This is a genomic window from Actinoalloteichus fjordicus (assembly GCF_001941625.1).
GTDB lineage: Bacteria > Actinomycetota > Actinomycetes > Mycobacteriales > Pseudonocardiaceae > Actinoalloteichus_A > Actinoalloteichus_A fjordicus.
Map to the genome: position 1 here is coordinate 1,198,820 of NZ_CP016076.1, position 20,124 is coordinate 1,218,943.

18 protein-coding genes are annotated in these 20,124 nt (G+C 69.2%); 12 read left to right on the forward strand and 6 right to left on the reverse strand.

What is annotated here, in order from left to right:
- Positions 1-7 precede the first annotated feature (7 nt).
- Both UA74_RS05495 and UA74_RS05500 read left to right on the forward strand, forming a co-directional pair.
- Entirely contained in the window at positions 8-1,138 is a 1,131-nt protein-coding gene (locus tag UA74_RS05495) for a sensor histidine kinase (protein WP_075739319.1), read from the forward strand.
- A complete protein-coding gene (locus UA74_RS05500; RefSeq protein ID WP_075739320.1) occupies positions 1,138-1,740 on the forward strand; it encodes a response regulator transcription factor in 603 nt (200 codons plus the stop codon). The genes UA74_RS05495 and UA74_RS05500 overlap by 1 nt, the downstream gene beginning before the upstream one ends.
- Positions 1,741-2,063: 323 nt before the next feature.
- Here the strand turns inward: UA74_RS05500 and UA74_RS05505 are convergent, their stop codons facing one another.
- Together UA74_RS05505 and UA74_RS05510 are read right to left on the reverse strand one after the other, a co-directional pair.
- Positions 2,064-3,629 carry an MFS transporter gene (locus tag UA74_RS05505; protein ID WP_075763948.1) on the reverse strand — a complete coding sequence of 522 codons (1,566 nt, stop codon included), beginning with the start codon at positions 3,627-3,629 and terminating at the stop codon, positions 2,064-2,066.
- Positions 3,626-3,793 (reverse strand): hypothetical protein, encoded by a 168-nt coding sequence (locus UA74_RS05510; protein ID WP_157442167.1) that lies wholly within the window; start codon positions 3,791-3,793, stop codon positions 3,626-3,628. Before UA74_RS05510 ends, UA74_RS05505 begins: the two co-directional genes overlap by 4 nt.
- Positions 3,794-3,907: 114 nt before the next feature.
- Between UA74_RS05510 and UA74_RS05515 the strand changes: the two genes are divergently transcribed.
- The 4 genes from UA74_RS05515 (at position 3,908) to UA74_RS05530 (ending at position 7,618) form a co-directional block, all read left to right on the forward strand.
- Positions 3,908-4,666 carry a TetR/AcrR family transcriptional regulator gene (locus tag UA74_RS05515; RefSeq protein ID WP_083682948.1) on the forward strand — a complete coding sequence of 253 codons (759 nt, stop codon included), beginning with the start codon at positions 3,908-3,910 and terminating at the stop codon, positions 4,664-4,666.
- A 476-nt stretch (positions 4,667-5,142) separates the two neighbouring features.
- Entirely contained in the window at positions 5,143-5,679 is a 537-nt protein-coding gene (locus UA74_RS05520; protein ID WP_075739323.1) for a YbaB/EbfC family nucleoid-associated protein, read from the forward strand.
- Positions 5,679-6,002, forward strand: a complete 324-nt coding sequence (locus UA74_RS05525; RefSeq protein WP_075739324.1) for a hypothetical protein — start codon at positions 5,679-5,681, stop codon at positions 6,000-6,002. Before UA74_RS05520 ends, UA74_RS05525 begins: the two co-directional genes overlap by 1 nt.
- A complete protein-coding gene (locus tag UA74_RS05530) occupies positions 5,999-7,618 on the forward strand; it encodes a WXG100-like domain-containing protein (RefSeq protein WP_075739325.1) in 1,620 nt (539 codons plus the stop codon). The genes UA74_RS05525 and UA74_RS05530 overlap by 4 nt, the downstream gene beginning before the upstream one ends.
- A 205-nt stretch (positions 7,619-7,823) precedes the next feature.
- Here the strand turns inward: UA74_RS05530 and UA74_RS05535 are convergent, their stop codons facing one another.
- Positions 7,824-9,137, reverse strand: coding sequence for an aspartate aminotransferase family protein (locus UA74_RS05535; RefSeq protein ID WP_075739326.1), 1,314 nt, complete (start codon positions 9,135-9,137; stop codon positions 7,824-7,826).
- 85 nt (positions 9,138-9,222) lie between these two features.
- On the opposite strand from UA74_RS05535, the gene UA74_RS05540 reads away from it, so the two are divergent.
- From UA74_RS05540 to UA74_RS05560, 5 genes are all read left to right on the forward strand, one after another.
- Positions 9,223-10,158 carry a LysR substrate-binding domain-containing protein gene (locus UA74_RS05540; protein ID WP_075743445.1) on the forward strand — a complete coding sequence of 312 codons (936 nt, stop codon included), beginning with the start codon at positions 9,223-9,225 and terminating at the stop codon, positions 10,156-10,158.
- A gap of 601 nt (positions 10,159-10,759) precedes the next feature.
- A complete protein-coding gene (locus UA74_RS05545; protein ID WP_157442168.1) occupies positions 10,760-10,918 on the forward strand; it encodes a hypothetical protein in 159 nt (52 codons plus the stop codon).
- Positions 10,919-11,413: 495 nt separating this feature from the next.
- A complete protein-coding gene (locus UA74_RS05550; RefSeq protein ID WP_075739328.1) occupies positions 11,414-12,121 on the forward strand; it encodes a type VII secretion system-associated protein in 708 nt (235 codons plus the stop codon).
- Between the two features lie 79 nt (positions 12,122-12,200).
- On the forward strand, positions 12,201-13,949 hold the full coding sequence (locus UA74_RS05555; protein ID WP_157442169.1) for a WXG100 family type VII secretion target: 1,749 nt from the start codon (positions 12,201-12,203) through the stop codon (positions 13,947-13,949).
- 582 nt (positions 13,950-14,531) lie between these two features.
- On the forward strand, positions 14,532-16,292 hold the full coding sequence (locus UA74_RS05560) for a WXG100 family type VII secretion target (RefSeq protein ID WP_157434008.1): 1,761 nt from the start codon (positions 14,532-14,534) through the stop codon (positions 16,290-16,292).
- A gap of 335 nt (positions 16,293-16,627) precedes the next feature.
- Here UA74_RS05560 and UA74_RS05565 read toward each other — a convergent pair whose 3' ends face one another.
- The 3 genes from UA74_RS05565 to UA74_RS05575 form a co-directional block, all read right to left on the reverse strand.
- Positions 16,628-17,401 (reverse strand): SDR family NAD(P)-dependent oxidoreductase, encoded by a 774-nt coding sequence (locus tag UA74_RS05565; RefSeq protein WP_075739331.1) that lies wholly within the window; start codon positions 17,399-17,401, stop codon positions 16,628-16,630.
- A 98-nt stretch (positions 17,402-17,499) separates the two neighbouring features.
- Positions 17,500-18,090, reverse strand: coding sequence for a GNAT family N-acetyltransferase (locus UA74_RS05570; RefSeq protein WP_075739332.1), 591 nt, complete (start codon positions 18,088-18,090; stop codon positions 17,500-17,502).
- A 203-nt stretch (positions 18,091-18,293) separates the two neighbouring features.
- On the reverse strand, positions 18,294-18,983 hold the full coding sequence (locus UA74_RS05575) for a TetR/AcrR family transcriptional regulator (protein WP_075739333.1): 690 nt from the start codon (positions 18,981-18,983) through the stop codon (positions 18,294-18,296).
- A 132-nt stretch (positions 18,984-19,115) separates the two neighbouring features.
- Here UA74_RS05575 and UA74_RS05580 point away from each other — a divergent pair, with 132 nt between their 5' ends.
- Positions 19,116-19,946, forward strand: coding sequence for an SDR family NAD(P)-dependent oxidoreductase (locus tag UA74_RS05580; protein ID WP_075763958.1), 831 nt, complete (start codon positions 19,116-19,118; stop codon positions 19,944-19,946).
- The last annotated feature ends 178 nt before the right edge of the window (positions 19,947-20,124 follow it).

A 20,124-nucleotide genomic window follows, 5' to 3' on the forward strand; every position in this document is an offset into this window, starting at 1 on the left:
ATCCGCGATGTCCGAGCACATCGATCCGCCGAGGCGACGGCTGCGCAGGCTGAACGTCGTCGGCCTGCTCGTGGTCCTCGGTCCTGTGGGCGCGCTGCTGGTGGCGGTGTTCGCCCAGACCTGGATGAACGCCGTCGTGCTGAGTCTGGGTGCGGCGGCGGGGCTGGTGGCGGCGCTGCGGTGGGCAGTGGACGATCTCGCTCGCGTCGCGATCCCGTGCCTGCTCGTCACCGCGGCAGTGTGGGTCTACGGGGCGTCGGTCGGCGACGACGTCTCCCTCGGCGCGTTCTACGGCCTCACCATCGTGGGGCCGTTGGTCGTCTCGGCGCTGCCTCGCCGCCGGGGCCTGGCCACCCTGGTGCTGGCCGCCTTCGTCGGCGTCGTGGGCGCGCTGACGGTGGTGCGGTCTCCGGACGACGTGGTCCGAGAACTGGTCGGCAACGTCGGCTTCCCGGTGGGGATTACCGTGCTGGCGATCGGCTTCATGGCCGCCAACCGGGCATTCTATGAACTCTTCACCGAGGTGGAGGAGGCGCGAGATCGGGAAGGCGAGATCGCGGTCGCTAGGGAGCGCATCCGCTTCGCCAGCGATCTGCACGACATCCAGGGTCACACCCTGCATGTGGTGAAGCTGAAGGTCGCGCTGGCCCAGAAGCTGGTACGCATCGACGTCGATCGCGCGGAGGAGGAACTGCGCGAGGTGCACGCCCTGGTCGCCGACACCATCACCCAGACCAGGGAACTCGCCTACGCGCAGCGGCGGCTCAACCTGTCCGCAGAGCTGGAGAACGCGAAGAACCTCTTCGAGGCCGCAGGCATCCGGGTACGCGTGGTCCGGGAGGGCGAGGTCGACGAGCGCGCCAACGAACTGCTCGGCCAGGTCCTCCGTGAGACGACGACGAACATCCTGCGGCATGCGCAGGCCAGAGACGTGCGGATCACTCTGTCGGAGGCGGGGATCGCCATCCGCAACGACGGTGCGCCGGAGGCTCCCCTGCCGGACCTCAGCGGGCTCTCTACCCTCAGAGATCGACTGGCGGGCGACGGAGGCGAGCTGACGGTGGAGCAGAAGGACGGCCGGTTCCTGACGGCTGCGGCGTTTCCGCATCTTCGCCCCGAAGGGCGGGAGGACGGCTGATGACGACGGTGGTCCTGGCCGACGACGAGGCCCTGCTCCGGAAGGCACTGGCCGCGCTGCTCCCGCTCGAAGGCGACATCACCGTGCTCGCCGAGGCGGAGGACGGCGAGACGGCCGTCGAGGCGACGATTCGGCATCGGCCCGATGTACTGGTCATCGATCTGGAGATGCCCGGCGTGGACGGACTCGGCGCCGTCGCGGCGATCCGCCGGGTGCAACCGGACCAGGTGATCCTCATGCTGACCCGCCATGCCAAGCCGGGAGTGCTCCGCAAGGCGTTGAAACTCGGGGTCCAGGGCTTCGTCAGCAAGTCGGCGGAACCGGCGCACATCGCCTCGGTCGTCGCCACCCTGCACGGCGGCAGGCGATGGATCGACCCGGACGTCTCCGCGTCGGCCGTCGTCGACGACTGCCCGCTCACCGATCGCGAGCTCGACGTCCTGCGGGAGACCGGCGAGGGGTACTCGGCGGCCGCCATCGCCGGCCGGCTCCGCCTGGCCGAGGGCACGGTGCGCAACTACCTCTCCAGCGCCATGCAGAAGACCCAGACCCGGACCCGCCACGATGCGGCGCGGTACGCACGCGAACACGACTGGCTGTGAGAGGTCGGCTGCCGCTGCGTCGATCGACCGGCCGATCGGAGCCCGTCCGGGGCGGAGCCGAGGAACGGGCCGGGGACCGGACGACCGCCCGGCGGGAAGCGGTCGCCCGGCGGCCGCGAGGTACGGCCGCGAGCCGCACGGTCGGCAGTTCCGGACTCGGCTGTCGGGCCCGACCACGCCCCGGGCGTCCCGGTGTGGGCAGCACACCGGGAGCCGAGGCATCGCCGACCGGATGCGGCCCACGGCATGCAGGCGTGCGACGTCGAGCACTCTGGTGCGGAGTGCGCCGAGACGCTGCGGCGGGGAGTCGGAAGCACGCCGGTTCAGGCCGGGGCGCGCTGCCTGACGAGCGTGGCGACCAGGAACGCCCCGGTCGCCGCCAGGAGGACGCAGGCGATTCCGGCATAGACCTGTACACCCAGGCCGACCGCCTCGTGAACGGCGCCGAGCAGCTCCGAACCTCCGGCGGGCAGATCCTCGGCGACGGCGACCCCCTCGTGGACGCCCGCTCTGGCGGCCTCGGCGGCGGTCTCGGGAACGGCTGCGGGAGTGTCGGACAGTGCGTGACGGTAGGCGAGGATCGCGACCACGCCGCCCGCGGCGATGCCCAGTGCCGAGCCCGCCTCGCCTCCGACCTCCTGAGCGGAGGCTGCGGAGCCGGTCTTCTCGATCGAGGCGCTGGAGATGATCAGGTCGCTGAGCAGTGCACCGGCAACGCCCTGACCGAGGCCGACGATCGAGATCGCCGCCACGGTCAGGACGAGCGACGGGTCCGAACCGGCGGCGATGACGAGCAGGCAGCCTGCGCCGACGGCGGCGATGAAGATCCCCGCCGCCGCGACCACCGCAGGCCGCAGGCGCTCGGCGAGGCCGGGCGCCAGCATGGCTCCGGCGATGTTGAGCACGATGAAGGGCAGGGTCCACAGTCCGGCGTGCAGCGGAGAGAGTCCGCCGACCCACTGGAGGTACTGGGTGAACAGGTAGAACAGCCCGGTCACGCTGACGCCCATCAGCAGCAGCGTCGTCAGCGAGACCGCCATGCGCCGACTCGTCAGCAGCGCCAGGTCGAACAACGGCGCCTCGATGCGTCGTTGCCTGCGGACGAACAGGCTCATGACGCCGATGCCCGCGGCGGTGCTCAGCAGCGCGAGCCATAGCGTGCCGCCGCCGGTCTCGTGGCCTGCGGCGAGCTCTTGGAGGCCGTAGACGATGGCCAGCATCCCGCTCACCGACAGGACCACGCTGACCAGGTCGATGCGGGAGTGATCGCGCTCGACGCGCTCTGGCAGCAGCATCGTGCCGCCGACCAGGAGCAGGACGATGGGCGGGACGTTGATGAGGAATACCGAGCCCCACCAGAAGGATTCCAGGAGTGCCCCGCCGAGCACCGGGCCGACCGCACCACCGACGGTGAAGGTGCTGAACATGATCGCGATGGCCAGCCGCCGCTGCTTCTCGTCGTGGAACATGGTGCGGAGCAGGGAGAACAGCGACGGCATCAGGGTGGCTCCCGCGATGCCGAGGGCGGCGCGCGCGGCGATGAGCATCTCGGCGCTGGTGGAGAAGGCCGCCACCACGGAGAGCACGCCGAAGGCGGCGGACCCGATCAACAACAGGCGACGGGGACCGACCCGGTCGCCCACCCGGCCAGCGGTGACGAGGAAGCCTGCGATGAGGAAGCCGTAGACGTGGGTGATCCATAACAGCTGCGTGGCGCTGGGTTCGAGATCGGCGCTGAGCGCGGGCAGGGCGAAGAACAGCACCGTCAGATCGGTCGCCAGCGCCGTCATCGGCAGCGCCAGCAGGATCAGTCCGGCCCACTCCTTGGCGGTGGCCCGGACGGGTCGGTCCGGGGCCGTCTCCGGCGGCACGGGGTTCTGGACGTTCATCGGGTCGGCTCCTTCTGCTGGGTGCTGCTCGTCGGTCGTCCGGCGAGTCGGTCGGGGGACTCGGCAGCTCCGGCGGTCATCGCCGCGGCCGTCCTGGAACCGCGTGGGGAGCCGAGGTCTTCCCCGCGTTCGGGCACGGACGAGGCCCGGCGGATCAACGACATGGAGATCTCCTGCGTCGACATACGTTACGTGTCGTAATGTAACCCATGCGAGGGCGCCGTGGTGGCCTGATTCGTTACGGGACGACTCGTAATGGTCGGTAGTAGCCTGTCCGCATGGCGGAGGAGCACCGGGCGGAGGCACACCGAGAGCTGGAGCGCGGCGGGGAGACGCCCGAGGGGAACGCGCACGGTGTAGCAGGCCGACCGGCCGGGCGGCCCAGGGATGCGCATATCGACACCGCCGTGACCGCAGCCACGCTGGAACTGCTCGAGGAGCGCGGCTACCTGGGGGTCAGCCTCGGCGAGGTCGCGCGTCGTGCCGGGACCTCACGACCCGCGATCTACCGGCGCAGGCCGGGTCGGGCGGCACTGGTGCTCGCGGCCATCGAGAGCAGGCTGGACGTCCCCGCGCCGCCGGACACCGGGTGCACGCTGTGCGACCTCGGCGAGAGCCTCACCCTGTTCCTCACCGCCTACCGCACCATCCGGCCGGACGCGTTCAGTGCCCTGTACGCCGAGTGCATCCAGGACCCCGAGCTGCACGACCGCTACCTGCGATCGGTGATCGAACCCTCCCGCAAGGCCGTGCGAGAGACGCTCCTGCGCGCCGTCGATCGGGGCGACGTGCGTCGAGACGTCGACGTCGAGCAGCTTCTCGACGTCATCGCCTCCTTCGCCCACTACCGCGCGCTCTTCGGCAGACACCTGGACGACGAGAGCGCCGAGCAGGTCATCGAGACCCTCCTGCGGGGCGCCGCCATCGACTACGCGGAACTGTTGTCCCACAGCGAGGCACTGGAGCAGGAACACCTCGCCGCCGACGGTTCTCATCAGGTGTCCATCGAGGACCGATCGTCTCCTGCGGCAGGCTAGGGCTGCGCCGCCGGGACGGACTCCGGCCAGCTCGCCTCGGGACCGACCCGCCGAGCGAGGTCGATCCGCCTCCCGTGGTCGGGAGTCTCCGCTGCGGCACTCCAGTTCGGACCGTCGCTCGTCGAGCGACCAGATGATCATCGGCAACGCCGTGTCGAGCGTCGACGACGTTCCACAGCAGACACGTCCGCTCGTGACGGCAGGCACGGTCTCGGACCAGATCTAGACGGCGGCGGCCTTGACGTGCAAAGTTGCCTGAATGTTCGACAGAGTTGCACTTGAGTGTCTCTCAGCCGGTGTCAAACCTCCATGAAGATCGATCCATGAGTGCAGAATCTGACGACTCGCCTGCTGCCCGGCAGCCGTCGCGGCTCGTCCCGTTCAGGTCTGGAGGTGATCGGACACGCCCCGGCAACGGGCCATCCCCGTGTCCGGCAGAACTCGACCGAAGATCCTCCTCACGACAGGCAGGGCATATGACGAACCCCTCGAGTCGGCGCGCGGAACTCGAAGCACGCAACGCTGCCATGCGCGAGAACATGACCTCGCTGCTGGAAGGCATCGGCCGCCAGACCGAACAGCTCAAGCAGGCTCAGGAACAGGCGCTCGCCACGACCGGGCGGGCCACGTCACGGGACGGCCTGGTCACCGTGGCGGTCAACTCCGCCGGGATCGTCACCGATCTGCAGCTGAGTTCCGCAGCCTTCCGGTCCACGACCCCGCTGAAGCTCTCCGAGACCATCGTCCTCACGATGCAGGCGGCCGCGCGCAACGCACGCGCCCAGGCCGACGAGGCCTTCGCGCCGATCATGGCCGACATGCCGGATCTGCCGGACTTCTTCGCGGGCGCCCCCTCATTGAAGGGCCTGATCCCGCCTGCGCCGGAGGTCCCGTCCCGCGCTCCCCGCGACGACGATGACGACGAAGGAACCACTCGCGCCGCTGCGGACGACGACGAGGACGAGGACGACGACGACGCTCTGGCGTCCCGGTGGGAGGAGAGGTACAGCTGATGGCCGATGACATGCTCGTCGACTTCCACGCCGTGCGGGCGAAGTCGCCCAAGTTCGCCGCTGCCGCCGACCGACTCGACGCGGCCTTCGCTGCGCTCCAGAACGTACGGGACGCCGAGGGGGCCTGTTGGGGCGCCGACGAGTCCGGCGCGGCCTTCGAGGCCGAGTACACCACCGCCGTCGGGGAGGCTGACAAGGGCCGCGAGTTCCTCACCACCGAGCTCAACGCGACGAAGGACGCCCTCGACCTGTCTGCCGACCAGTGGGAGTCGGACGATCTCGTCTCCGCCGACAACCTGAAGAGCATCGGGAAGGCGTTATGACCATCACGATGCCGTCCGGCCTACAGGAACTCGCATCGGTCGTCGTGGGATCCGACTTCCCCGAAGGCGACGAGGACGCCCTACGGCGGCTCGGGGAAGCCTGGGCGACGTGCGCAAGCGAGGTCGAGGGCGTGCTCGGCGACACCCAGGCCGCCGTCGCCGACATGCTGAGCGCGATCGAGCGGGGCGACACCGCCGAAGAGTTCAAGAAGTTCGGCGAGGGTCTCACCCAGGGCGACGAGGCGCCGCTGCCGGTGCTCAAGATGCTGTGCGAGAAACTCGGCGAGGCCTGCGACAACGTCGCGCTCGAGGTCGAGTACACCAAGATCAGCATCATCGTCGCGCTGTCCATCCTGCTCGCTCAGATCGCCGTGATGCTGGCCATGGCCGTCATCACCTTCGGCGCCAGCACGGCCGCGATCCCCGCCGCGCAGGCCGCGACGCAGGGCGTGGTGCGCGCCATCGTGCAGGCGTTGTCGACGATGATCCGGGAGATCATCAAGCAGGTCGTGATCAACCTGGGCGTCAACCTCTTCATCGATGCGGCGATCCAGATCGGCCAGCTGGCGGCGGGCGACCGCAAGGACTGGGACACCAGCAAGACGGGGGCGGCTGCCCTGGCGGGAGTGGCCGGTGGCATCGGCGGCGGGGTCGCCTCCGGCGTGTTCGGCGGGATCGCCAAGAATTTCGGCGGCAAGATCACCGACAACCTGATCAAGCCCATCGGCGACAAGGTCCCCGGCCTCAACCCGGGCAGGGCCGACTGGGGCGGCGCCATCATCGGCGGGATGGCGAGCGGCACCGCAGGCGGCGTGATGGGGGGTGCGCTGAACAACCAGTTCCAGTCCGACCCGAACGACGACACGAATCCGCACAGTGAACAGTCCCTCGGCGCGGGAGCCTTGGGCGGCGCCATCGGCGGCGGCCTGGCCGGGGCCGTCGGCTACAAGTCGGGCCTCGACGGCATCACCGCAGGCTCGTCGTTCGACTCCACTCCCGGCAGCAGCCCCGGGTCGACGCCCGACCCTGGCAGCCCGCCGCCGTCGAGTCGCTCCGGTAGCGGGACCACGTGGCAGGATTGGGACGGCGCACCGCCGTTGACGCCGGACGAGCCCTCCCCACCGCCGCCTACCTCCCGGCCAGTGTCGATGCCTCCTGATCTCGAGAGCAGTGCGCCGGTCTGGGCGCAGGAGCCGAGGCCGGCTGCGTCGGGGCCTGGGGTGTCGATGCCTGCTGATTTCGAGAGCAGTGCGCCGGTCTGGGCGCAGGAGCCGAGGCCGGCTGCGTCGGGGCCTGGGGTGTCGATGCCTGCTGATTTCGAGAGCAGTGCGCCGGTCTGGGCGCAGGAGCCGAGGCCGCCTGCCACACCGCCGGCCGAGCCGAATGGCGGCGGGGCGGTCTGGCAGGAGTGGGACGGCGCGCCGCCGCTCGATCCGGACCCCACCCCCGCGCCCCCGCAGCCCGACCCGTCCACACCGCCTGCCAACCCCGGTCTGATGGAGGACTGGCGGAATCAGGACAACTGGAAGGTCCCGCCGATCGGCCTTCCCGTGCACCTGGTCCCCCCGAGAGACGAAGAGCACGGCCTGGACACCAGCCGCCTCGACGGGGACTAGCCCCCTGGTCCGGTAGACAGCCCCCGCCGTCCTGAGCGAGGTCGCCCGACCTCGCTCAGGACGGACCCCGGGCCGAGCGACTGATCATCGACACCGCTCGTGCCAGCGCCTCCCACGGCCGGGCGGCCGAGGTCTCGACGTCTCAGAGCCTGTCTCTGATCCCCACTTTCCTGCTGCACGACGGAGGAGGATCGAAAACAGGCTCTCAGAGTTCGCTGACGGCGGCGCGCAGCGCCTGGTCGAGGATGGCGACGCCTCGGGAGATCTCCTCGTCGCTCGCCGTCAGCGGCGGCGCGATCCGGAAGATGCCGCCCATCCCGGGCAGCGCGACGATGTTCATGTGCAGGCCGAGTTCGAAGCAGCGCCGGGTGACGGCCGCGCCGAGCCGATCCGCGCCGCCCGCACCCAGTACGTCGTCGCCGACCAGCTCCATGCCCAGCAGCAGACCCCGACCTCGGACGTCCCCGACGACTTCGTGACGGGTGGCGAGTTCGTCGAGGTCGCCGCGCAGCCGAGCGCCGAGTTCGCGGGCCCGCTCGTCGAGCCGGTCGCGGATCAGGACGTCCAGGACGGTGTTGCCGACGGCGGCGGGCAGCGGGTCGTTGACATGGGTGGTGAAGAACAGAAACCCTCGGTCGTGCGCCTGCTGCTCGATCTCCGCGGTGGTCAGCACGGCCGCCAGCGGCAGCCCCGCACCGAGCGTCTTGGACAGCGTGATGATGTCCGGAACGACGCCGTCGTGCTCGAAGGCGTACCAGTCGCCGGTCCGGCACAGGCCGGTCTGCGCCTCGTCGAGGATCAGCAGCATGCCGCGCTCCCGACACTTCTGCGCGAGGGCGGCGAGATAGCCCGGCGGGAGTTCGATGATGCCGCCGGAGCTGAGGATCGGCTCGATCAGACAGGCGGCGAGACTGCCGACCGACTGGGCGTCGATCAGGTCGAAGCCCAGGTCGAGCTGGCGGCGCCAGTCGAGGACGCCCTCGGCGTCGACGATGTCGGGGTGGAAGCTGTGGGGCACCGGCAGCGCGAAGTTGCCCGGTGCGGCGGGTCCGTAGCCCTTGCGGCCCGCGCTGTAGGTGGCGTTCGCGGCGGCCTGGGTCATCCCGTGCCAGGAGCGGGCGAAGGAGACGATCTCGTGCCGACCGGTGACGAGCTTCGCCATCCGCACCGCAGCCTCGTTCGCCTCCGCCCCGGTGGTGAGGAGCAGCGCCTTCTCCAGCGGAGCGGGCAGGCTCTCGGCGAGCCGTCGGCCGAGTTCGACGACCGGGCGGCTCAGCATGCTGCTGTGCAGGTGATCGAGACGGGCGACCTGCTCGCTCACCGTCTCGACGATCGCCGGATGCGAGTGTCCGAGGATCGCACTCATCTGGCCGGAGGTGAAGTCGAGCAGCTCGCGACCGCTCTCGGTGAACACCGAGGTGCCTGCGGCGCGAGCGATGACCTCCGGCAGGAAGGGGTTGCTGCCGGAGTAGCGGATGAGATGGCGGGCCGGGTCGGCGAGGGCTCTCTCGGTAGGCATGTCGCCGACGGTAGGGACGGACCGCTGCGCACGTCCATCGCACAGATCACACGCTTCTGTTCGGCAGAACCGTACAGTCGTGAGCGTGCTCAGCTCATGGCGACTGCGGCTGCTCAGCCTGCTCGACACCCTTGGCACCGTCCGCGCGGTCGCCGAGACCCTGCACCTGAGCGCCTCGACGGTGTCCCAGCAGTTGGCCGTGCTGGAGGCCGAGACCCGATGCACGCTGCTGGAGCGGACCGGCAGGCGCGTCCGGCTGACCCCGGCCGGTCTCCTGCTGGCTCGCCGGGGCCGCGAGATCCTGGACCAGATGGCCGAGGCCGAGTCCGAGCTGCGCGCCCTGAACGACGAGCCCATCGGCACCGTCCGGCTCGGGGTGTTCCAGAGCGCGATCTACACCCTCGCGGTGCCGACGGCGACGCGACTGGCGGCTACCCATCCGCATCTGCACCTCGAACTGATCGAGTCGGAGCCGCACGAGAGCGGGCCCGCCCTGCGGGCCGGGGAGGCGGACGTCATCGTGACCACGACCGACTACTCCGGGCTCGAGTGGGGGGCGGACCTGGAGATCATTCCGCTGGGGATCGACACGATCGTGCTGGTGCTGCCGCGCGGACACCCGCTCACCCGCCGCACGACGGTGAACCTTGCGGCGTGTGCGGAGGAGACCTGGGCAGTCGACCGACCTCGGTCGTACATGGCGGATTTGACCACGCGGCTGTGCCGAGAGTCGGGCTTCGAACCTCGAGTGGCCTGCCGGTTCAGTAACACGCTGATGCTGTTGCACCACGTCGAGTCGTGCCGGTCGATCGCTCTGCTCCCCGCGCTGGCTGTCACGCCGGCCCACGACGTCGTCACCAGGGAGCTGAGCACGCCGGTCCATCGCAACATCACCATCGTGGTGCGGCGGGGTGCCACGCAGCGCGCGGCGGTGAACGCGGTCGTCGCGGCGCTCCGCGATCATCCCGTGATCCCGGCACTGGCCGCGCCGAACCAGCGACTCGGCCGGGAGCAGGGCTAGCCAGGGAGCAAGGCAGGCCCAGGGGCAAGGCCGCCGGGACCGCATCGCCTGCGGCGGGGACTCAGAATACGACGTCGATGTCGCACGACGGAGTGACGACGAGCTGTCTCGACATTGCGAATTCCGCCGACGACAGCGCTCGAATCGATTGCTGTACCAAATCAGTCGATGATCTCTCTGCTGGGAAGCCCTCCGTGCGGTAAATGGCCAAGCCTATTCCATGGCGCCGTCCGAGAACGCCGGGTCCTCGTTCTGCTGAGCGGTGTTTGCGTGAATCGTGGTGCGGTACTGTGACTCGGAATTTGAGCATTCTCGACTCCGCAGTCACCGCTGTTTCGTGCCGAGCTTTCGAACTCCGCCGATACGTCATGCTGTCGACTTCGCCGCCACCCTGTGCGCGACTCTGTCGTGCGCCTGTCGGAATCGTCGGGAAGGCGCACAACTCGGGCTGATCCCGAGGTCGTGTCCCACGGACGACCGGGTCCGAGGGCTGCCTGCTGGGCCGTCTGGTCCGCCGTGCCTGGTGTACTCGACCTAATGCGAAGTGATCCGGACGGCTCATTCCGACGGAGCCGCCCGGGCACGGAGGCGGGCGGGTTCGATGATCAAATTCGCCCCCGCCGCAGCTCCGTACGAGGTCGTCGTGGGTCTCGGCGAGGAGATCGGTCCGGTGGACTGCGCGAAGATGATGAACTCGCCTTCGCGCAGCGCCCGCCGAGGGCGTTCTCTCTTCACCGGCTGCTCGCGCAGCCTCTCGTGATCTACCCGGCGGTGGAACCGGCGAATAAAAGACGACGCGAATGAATGCATCGATATGACGGCCTGATCGAACGCGGTGAATAAATGCCGAGGTGTTCGACGACCATTGGTCAGGCGGGTGAAAGGGCAGCCTGTGCTGTCCGTTCGGGCAGCCCGAGATGTGCCGGGGATACGGTGTCTGGCGACCGATTCGGATAGGGCAGGATCGGGCGGTGGTAAACCATGGGTAGCGACCTATGGCGCCGCTGAATCGGCCGAGATCCCGGGCCGGTCGACGGGATTTTCGGCGTCCACAACAAACGCAGGAAGGACTCGGCACAGTCGATCTGCTCACGACGCTCCTTGGTCCGTCAGCCCTGTTCGGGTAGCGCGTGTGGGCCAGAAGAGCAGGCTCGACGCGCTCCGTGAGGGCTACTGATCCATCGAGGAGATCCGTTTCGTCCCGGCCGTGTCGACGGCGAGGCGCGGCACACCGACGAGGAAGAAGCACGACACAGTGAATGATCACGCACCCCAGGCGACGGCGGCTGATCGGCAGGACTGGGTGATGTTGACGTCCGAGGAGTGGCGTTATCGCGAAGGTGAGACGCCGCCGCCGGAGGCGATCGTGGGGGCCTGGCCGCTCGACGCGGAGGGTGGCCTGGGGTTGTTCGAGCCCAATCCGGGCTTTCTGCCCTCCGGGCCGAGGGTTCCCACCGACCCTGCCGACGCAGCGATCCGGCTGGCGTTGGGCGGGGACGTGGATGCGGCCGGTCAGATCGTGCCGTTGTTGTGGAGCGCGGTGCTGGAGACGCCGGTGTCCGAGGACGGGAGCCCGCTGGTGGGGTCGTCGCCGGATGACGTGCCCTGTGTCGTCGTCGTGACCGCCGCGGTGAACCGGGCTCGCGTCGAGGCGCCGTTGTGGCGTCGGGTGTCGGCGGCGGAGCTGGTGGGTCTCCTGCCTGCGGCGACCGATGTGTTGATCAACCCGGACGGCCCGGCGGCCATGCGCCTGCTTGCCGACGTCTTCTGCGACGGCCCGCCGCCGGACGCTCCGCAGGCCGGACCTGCCTCGCAGCACAAGTCGGCCGAGGAACGACGTCGGCTACCGGACAGGGACTCGGGTACGGACTCGTCCAGACCTCGGCCCGGACACGTGGGCGTCTGGGGCGGTTCGCTGCCCGACGAGGTCGAGATGAACTCCCTCCCGCCGCACGTCGAGTAGGCGCGGCGACACCGCGTTCGAGCTCACCACCAGGCCGGTCCGCTCGACGGCTGGACGAATATCACAAGAGAGACGGACGATGAGTAATCCTTTGGTGGCTGATGTGGTGGATTCGACGTCGTCGACGTCGGGTCTGTGGCTGGTGGAGTCGGTGAACTCGACCAACACCGCTATTCAGAACGGGGACTGGTTGGAGGCCGGTCTGGGGGTGGCAGATCTGGTGCTGTCCGCGTTGGACCCGTTCGCGACGATCATCTCCAACGGGGTGGGGTGGCTCATCGAACACGTCGGGCCGTTGTCGGACGCCTTGGACGCGTTGGCGGGGAATCCCGACGAGATCCGCTCCCGCGCCGACACCTGGTCCAACGTCGCGGGCGAGGTCAACTCCGTCGCCACCGAACTCGGGAACCTCATCCAATCCGACGTCTCCACCTGGACGGGTGCGGCCGCCGACGCCTACCGCGACCGGGCCGCCGACACCGCCAACCTGATCCTCGCCGCCGGAGCAGCCGCGGGCGGCGCCGCCGAGGGCATCCAGAAAGCGGGCGAGGTCGTCTCGGCCGTGCGTGACGCGGTCCGTGACATCATCGCCGACGTCGTGGGCTCGATGGTCTCGTGGGCGTTACAGGTCCTGTTCACCCTCGGCATCGGGCTGATCTGGGTGGTTCCCAAGGTCGTCGCCAAGGTCGCTCAGACCGCTGCGACCATCGCCCAGCTCATCACCAAGCTCACCACCTCCCTGAACCGGCTCAAGCCGCTGCTCGGCACACTCGGCGACGACTTCGCCACCGCCGCCCGAGGCCTCAAGGCCATCAAACCCGGCGACAACCACACCCCCCGCGCACTCGACGCACCCACCACCACCCCGACCAACACCCCCAACACCACCCCCGACACCGGACCCCCCATCACCGCCGACAACAACCCCGCAGGCAGCCCACGACCCGACATCTCAGGCAGCAGCCCCGACGGAGCGACCGGCACCCGAGGCGCGCCCGACATCAGCCCCACCGGCACCCGAAGCCTGCCCGACGGCGGCATCGCGCCCCCGCGCGACGGCGTCCGCCACCCGCTCCCACCGAACTTCATGCAGAACTCCGTCACCATGTCGGATCGCTACTCGTACATGCCGGGGCTGGGCGAATCCTCGAGCTCTTCACGACCCTCCGCCGCGCAGTCGGGCCGGGACCGGTATGCGGCCGGCCTCGTCCTGCATTCCGACGGGACCGCGACGAGGAAGTACTTCCGCCCCGAGGACGTGACCTCGAAGACATTGCGGGACAGGAACGGCCGAATACTGGGAGTCTCGTTCTCCACCAACCGAGCGACGATGGCTTACGAGCGGGACTGGGCGAAGGCGGAACTTCCGAGGTGGGAGCGGGAATACCTCGAAACGTCCCGAGACGGATGGTATGAGAATCATTGGGCTCCGTGGGCAGGCAATCCCAGTTATCCCGGCCCGTTCGTCGCACTGACACACTCGAACGGACACAAATATAAGGTCCAAGCCCCGACCGGCCGCCACGGCGAGTTGGAAGACCTCTGGGTCTCACCGGAGTCGTACCATAAGATCCTGACCAGTCACCGGGCCTACCAGAGCAACATGGCACCCAATATCAATCCGCTTGTCATGGTGTCGTGTGACACGGGTGCGCCAGATATGGATGCTGCGCAGAGGTACACCCGAGCAGCACGCGAAGCCGGCGACAACCGGCCCATCTACGCCCCCAACAACGAGGCGAGTATCAACCTCCTGCCCGGTGGCCAAGCCTTCATCTCGGTGAAGGCGGACGGGACGGGACGCGGCGAATTCAGGCGGTTCTACTAGCCTGGCGACGCCCGACGGGGCCTGCCGAGGCATCGGGTGCCGCACCGGATGCGATCGTTCTTCGGTGTGCCAGCCGGATGAATGCCGCCGTATATGTGCAGCGGTCGTCGAATATCGCTGCGTTTGATTCCATCGATGGGGACCCCGGGTTTCTCGAATGCTGGAATGTCGAGGAAAGGGCATCCCGTGGTGTTCTTTCGGGCAGCTCCTGGTGCGCCGCCGATACGGTGTCGCTCGTCATTCTCGGATAAGGCATGATCGGTGGCGGTGATGTCCTCGACGACGAAACCTGGCGCGCCGGTGAACTGCTTCGAGGTCGGCGTCGAAAGAACCAGGAGATTGTCGGGGGTCGGACCCCGGAGACGTCGGGGCCCGACGACGGTTGTCCACTGATTCGAGCTACTGCGGCGAAGTGGGCATACCGACTGCGAGTCGACCGGAGTGGGGACTGCCATGGGTCTCCCGACTCCATCGAAATCTGATTCCGATGCTCGCCCGGCAGGTCGAGCACGTGTGCGACACCGGTGCATTCGCCGACGGGTGTGTCGGTGGTGGGCGGGTGTGTGGTGAGAGGGGTTGTTGGTGAGTAATCCGTTAGTGGCGGATGTGGTGGATTCGTCGTCGTCGACGTCGGGGTTGTCATTGGTGGCGTCGGTGAACACCACGACCGAGGCCGTGCAGAGTGGGGACTGGTTGGAGGCCGGTCTGGGGGTGGCGGATCTGGTGCTGTCCGCGTTGGACCCGTTCGCGACGATCATCTCCAACGGGGTGGGGTGGCTCATCGAACACGTCGGTCCGTTGTCGGACGCCTTGGACGCGTTGGCGGGGAATCCCGACGAGATCCGCTCCCACGCCGAGACCTGGTCCAACGTCGCGGGCGAGGTCGGCGCGGTATCGTTCGAGCTGGGCGCGTTGATCAACAACGACACCGCCACCTGGACGGGTGCGGCCGCCGACGCCTACCGCGAACGCGCCACCGACACCGCGAACCTGATCCTGGCCGCAGGCACCGCCGCCCAGGGTGCGGCCGACGGCATCCAGAAAGCGGGCGAGGTCGTCTCGGCCGTGCGGGATGCCGTCCGTGACATCATCGCCGACGTCGTGGGCTCGATGGTCTCGTGGGCGTTACAGGTCCTGTTCACCCTCGGCATCGGGCTGATCTGGGTGGTTCCCAAGGTCGTCGCCAAGGTCGCTCAGACCGCTGCGACCATCGCCCAGCTCATCACCAAGCTCACCACCTCCCTGAACCGGCTCAAGCCGCTGCTCGGCACACTCGGCGACGACTTCGCCACCGCCGCCCGAGGCCTCAAGGCCATCAAGCCCGGCGACAGCCACACCGCCCGCGCACTCGACGCACCCACCACCACCCCGACCACCGCCCGAAGTGGCGGAGACTCGGGACCGCTGCTCTCCGCCGATCCCGGCAGCGGCCGCGCCCCCGACATCACTCCCACCGCAGGCGCCCGAGGACTCGACGACGCACCCGGCGCCCGAGGCGCACCCGCCATCACCCCCACCGGCACCCGAGGACTTCCCGACAGCGGCCCCGCCCCACGCTCGGCAGGCGGCAACGGCTCCACGATCAGCAGCAGTTCCATGCAGTTCACCAACCGCCTGGTCGATCCTTACGGATATCCCATCGGATCGCGGCACTACACGAGCTCATCGGGCTCATCCGCCAGGCAGGACCCGGACGTCGTTCGCGGCGTCGCCATTGGACCAGACGGGCGCCCGGTCCGGCGGGAGTTCTATGCAGGCAGCGTGCGGCACGAGACACTGCGGGACAGACACGGCCGAACGATCGGAGTCGGTTTCCCGAGCAAGCCACAGGACTCGTACACGTGGCAGAGCTGGTCGCAAGGCCGAACTTCCTGGAAGCGGGAGTATTGGGAGCATCCCACCTGGACCAACGACCTGCATCGGCGGCCTGCTCCGTGGGCAGGCGACGTGGCCGCAGGATACCGCCCGTTCGCCGTGATATCGCACTCGAACGGGCGTCAGTTCACGGTCCAGGCTCCGACCGGGCGCCACGGTGAAATGGAGAACCTCATGGTCTCACCGGAGGACTATCGAAAGATCGTCACCGGCACCAGCGCCTATCAGAACACCATGACAGGAACCGGACACCCGCTCATCCTCATGGCGTGTAAGACGGGGCGGGAGGGCAACACCGGGGCATCGCGGTTCGCCGACGCACTGTATGCGTCCGGCGAACGGCATCGGGTCTTCGCACCCACGGAGGCGACTACCACCGGTGCGCATTCCCAGAATGGTGAACGCGTGGGCGCCTTCGTCGTGGACACGGTCCACCCCGAGGCACCCGGCCGATTTCGGGAGTTCTGACCAGGCGGACCCGATGACGGCGGCGGCCCGACGGACCGGAGCATCGAACGGTTGCCCTGGCCCGGCCGGTCCGTCGTCGATCGTCGAGCGCCCGGCCGGACCGTGTCCGACGGATCTCCGCCGCAGGCCTGGTGGCACCGGCCGCGCACCTCCTCGCCGAGCGAATCTCGCCGGGCCGTCGGATCGTGACATGTCTCTCGCACTCCACCCGCCTGCCCCGGCCTTTCGCAGGCTGCGCAGCCCGTCGCAGGGCAGGCAGGCGGGTCCGGCCGGTCGTGCCTGCCGCGCGACATCCGGTGCTCGCAGGCGACCTCACGGAGCGCCGACCCTCCCGGCTACAAGGCGTGCCCGCCCGCGACCTGGATCACTTGGCCGGTGATCCAGCGTGCCTGCTCGGAGGCCAGGAACACGCATGCGTCGGCGATGTCCGCCGGGGTGCCGACGCGCCGCAGCGGGATCATGTCGGTGGCGTCGCGGACCAGCTCCTCGCTCATCCAGCCGGTCTGCACCGGGCCGGGCGCGACGGCGTTGACTCTGATGCCCTGTGGTCCGAGGTCTAGCGCCGCCGCCCTGGTCACCGCCTCCAACGCTGCCTTCGAGGAGCCGTAACCGATCTGGCCGGGGAACGCGCGCGCGGCGTCGGTGGAGATGTTCACGGCGCAGGCACGTCTGCCTCCGCTTCGTCGGGCGAGTTCCGCGATCAGCATCGCCGGGGCCACCGCGTTCACCCGGTAATGCCGGTCGAGTCCGGCCGAGGTCAGCTCGGCGAAGGTGTCCGGGCTCTCGCAGTGCGCGGCGTTGTTGACGAGGACGCCGACGGGGCCGAGCAGCTGCTCGACAGAGTCGAACAACCTCGGCGCGGCGTCCGCTGAGGCCAGATCCGCGCCGACGGCGACGCCGCCGACCGACGAGGAGACGAGCCGTTCGGCGTCGTTCTTCGCCGGGCTCGCGTGCTCCCACCGGAGACTTGCGGGCGGTTCCGGCCCGTCGAAGTACTGCACTGCCACGTGCGCTCCCTGCTCAGCGAAGGCGCGGGAGATCGCGGCGCCGATGCCGCCTGCTCCACCGGTGACCAGGACGACGACGCCGTCCAGACCCGAGTCGATCACGAGTGTCCTTTCTCGGACGGACGCGCGTGGGCGACAGCGTCCGTCGCGGGTCGTCGGTGGTGTGCCTGCGCTGTCCGTGTGCCGACCACGTCGGATCCTCAGCCGGTGTTCGCGGCCGAGGCGGTCCGGTGCCCCTCGGGCTGCCCGATCGCGGCATACAGGTACATGTCCACCCGCCTGCCGCCGATCTCCTGATGGCTCCGCAGCAGCCCCTCGCGGACGTAGCCCGCGAGTTCGGCCGTACGCCAGGACGCGCGATTCCACGGTTCGATATACAGCTCGACGCGATGCAGCCCCGAGACGGACCAGGCGAAGCGGGTCAGCGCGATGAGCGCCTGGCCCGCGAGTCCGCGCCCCCGATGCCGAGGTGCGACGGAGTAGCCCGCCGACGCCCGACCGGCGGCGAGCTGCCCGAGGTTCAGCCCGGCGGTGCCCAGCGCCTCGTCGGTGTCCTTCGCCGCCACGCAGAAGGAATAACCGGCCCCGCTGTCCAGCCTGCCGATCTGCCGTTCGATGTACGCGAGGGCCTCCGCGCGCCCGGCGTCGCCCGGCAGCGTGCCGGTGTCCGGCACGTACGGATCGGTCGACAGGTCTTGGAGCATGGCCACGTCACGCTCGTCGAAGGCTCGTAGCCGCACGGCTCCGTACGACGGAGCCTCGGACGGCGGAACCAGGGGAAGCGCGGTCACGCGGACAGTCTTCCCTGCATCGGCAGACCGGGGCGACTCGATTTCTCCGGCGCCGTTCGGCGGCCGTCGCGGGTTGTCCCGAGGGCGCCCCAGAAAACACGACGATCCAGAGAACACGACGATCCAGAAGTCACGAGAACCCGGAGATCCGCCGATGCCGGTCGGCGCCGTCGCGGATGGTGTCGCTGCGCGGTCGGGCGGCGTCAGTCGACGTCGCCCTCGGAGGGGGCCAGGGCGAGCGATCCGGTGATCAGGGTGGTCAGCATGGTGTGGAGCGTCGACTCGAAGGGCAGCCGAAACTTCGCGAGTTCGGGATCGATCTCGTAGGCGGCGAGCATGCTGGCGGACGGCAGGCAGCTGACCCAGACGGCGCCTGCGGCCATGATGATCTGCCCGCACAGCGTGCCGGTGGTCTCGCCGAGTTCGGGGAGTTGCGCGTGCGTCAGGTCGGCAAGGGCGGCGACATTGGTGACGGCGGCCTTCTTGTACCGGCGTGCGACCTCGGGGGAGACGTTGTGTTCGAGGACGCCCGCCTGCGCGCTGAGCAGGTCGCACAGCTCGGGTCGCAGGCCCAGGCTGCGGGTGAGCGTGCTCGCGAGTTCGTCGCAGCGTTGCCGAACGGGCTTCTCGGCGGGGTCTCCGGTCGGCAGCTGGTCGGCGAGTTCGGCCGTCCACCGCGTCCAGGCTCGATCCAGCAGTTCGAGCAGGACCGCCTCGCGGGACTCGAAGTACCGCAGGATCGCCGACTTGGCGAGCAGGCTGCGGCGGCTCAGCTCGTTGAGGCTGATGTCGTTGACCGACATCTGGCCGAGCATCTGCGTGGCCGTGTCCAGGATCGCCTGCCTGCGGATCTCGCGGTTCTCTTCGCTGCGGGCGCGCTGGAAGGCCATCATGGCGGCGACTTTACGGTACCGATGGTCTGTTGACACCGTACCGACGGTCCCTTACGGTGATTCGCGTAAGAGACTTCCGGTACGTAAATCGGTGCCGGCAGCTCATCGGTGTCATCAGGGAAGGAAGCACCCATGTCGAAGGTCTGGTTCGTCACCGGCAGCTCCCGAGGCCTCGGCCGCGCGATCGTCGAGGAGGCCCTCGGCGCCGGTGATCGGGTCGTCGCCACGGCCAGGAGGCCGGAACAGCTGGACGATCTCGTGGCCCGCCACGGCGACCGGGTGTTGCCGGTGGCGCTGGACGTCACCAGCAGCGTCGACGTGGAGCGGGCCGTGCAGGCGGGCTTCGCTGCGTTCGGCCGCTACGACGTCGTGGTCAACAACGCGGGCTACGGCGACGTGGCCGCCGTCGAGGACGTGACCCTGGAGGACTTCCGGGCGCAGATCGACGCCAACTTCTTCGGCGTCGTGTATGTCAGCAGGGCGGTGCTTCCGATCCTGCGTGCGCAGGGCTCCGGGCACGTCTTCCAGGTCTCCTCGCTCGGCGGCCGGATCGGCACGGTCGGCCTGGCCGCCTATCAGAGCGCCAAATGGGCGGTCGGCGGCTTCTCCACCGTCCTGGCTCAGGAGGTGGCGCCGCTGGGCATCAAGGTCACCGTCCTGGAGCCGGGCGGGATGCGGACCGACTGGGCCGGTTCGTCGATGACCATCCCGCCGATCAGCGAGCCGTATCAGCAGACGGTCGGCAGTCTCGTCGCCATGCTGCGGTCCGCCTCCCTCGACGTCGCCGAGCCTGCCAGGGTCGCCGCGGCCGTCCGTGAGCTGGCGAATCGAGCCGACGCCCCGGTTCGCCTGCTGCTCGGGTCCGACGCGACGCAGTACGCCTCGGCAGCGGCCGATGCCCTCGACCGGTCCGACGAGCAGTGGCGCGCGTTCTCGGAGTCGGTGTCCGGGGCGAGTGCCTGACCGGCCCGGCCGCCCCCGGCCGATGCGGTAGGCGCGCCGACCGACCGGCATCGGTGCCCCCGCGAGACCCGGTCTGTGCCCGTCGCCCGTACCGCGCGGCGGCCGGGACGCGCCTGCGCCCACCGTGGGAGAACCGCCGGCGGCGGCCTTGTCGGGGCACCGTGGATCGAGCCCCCAG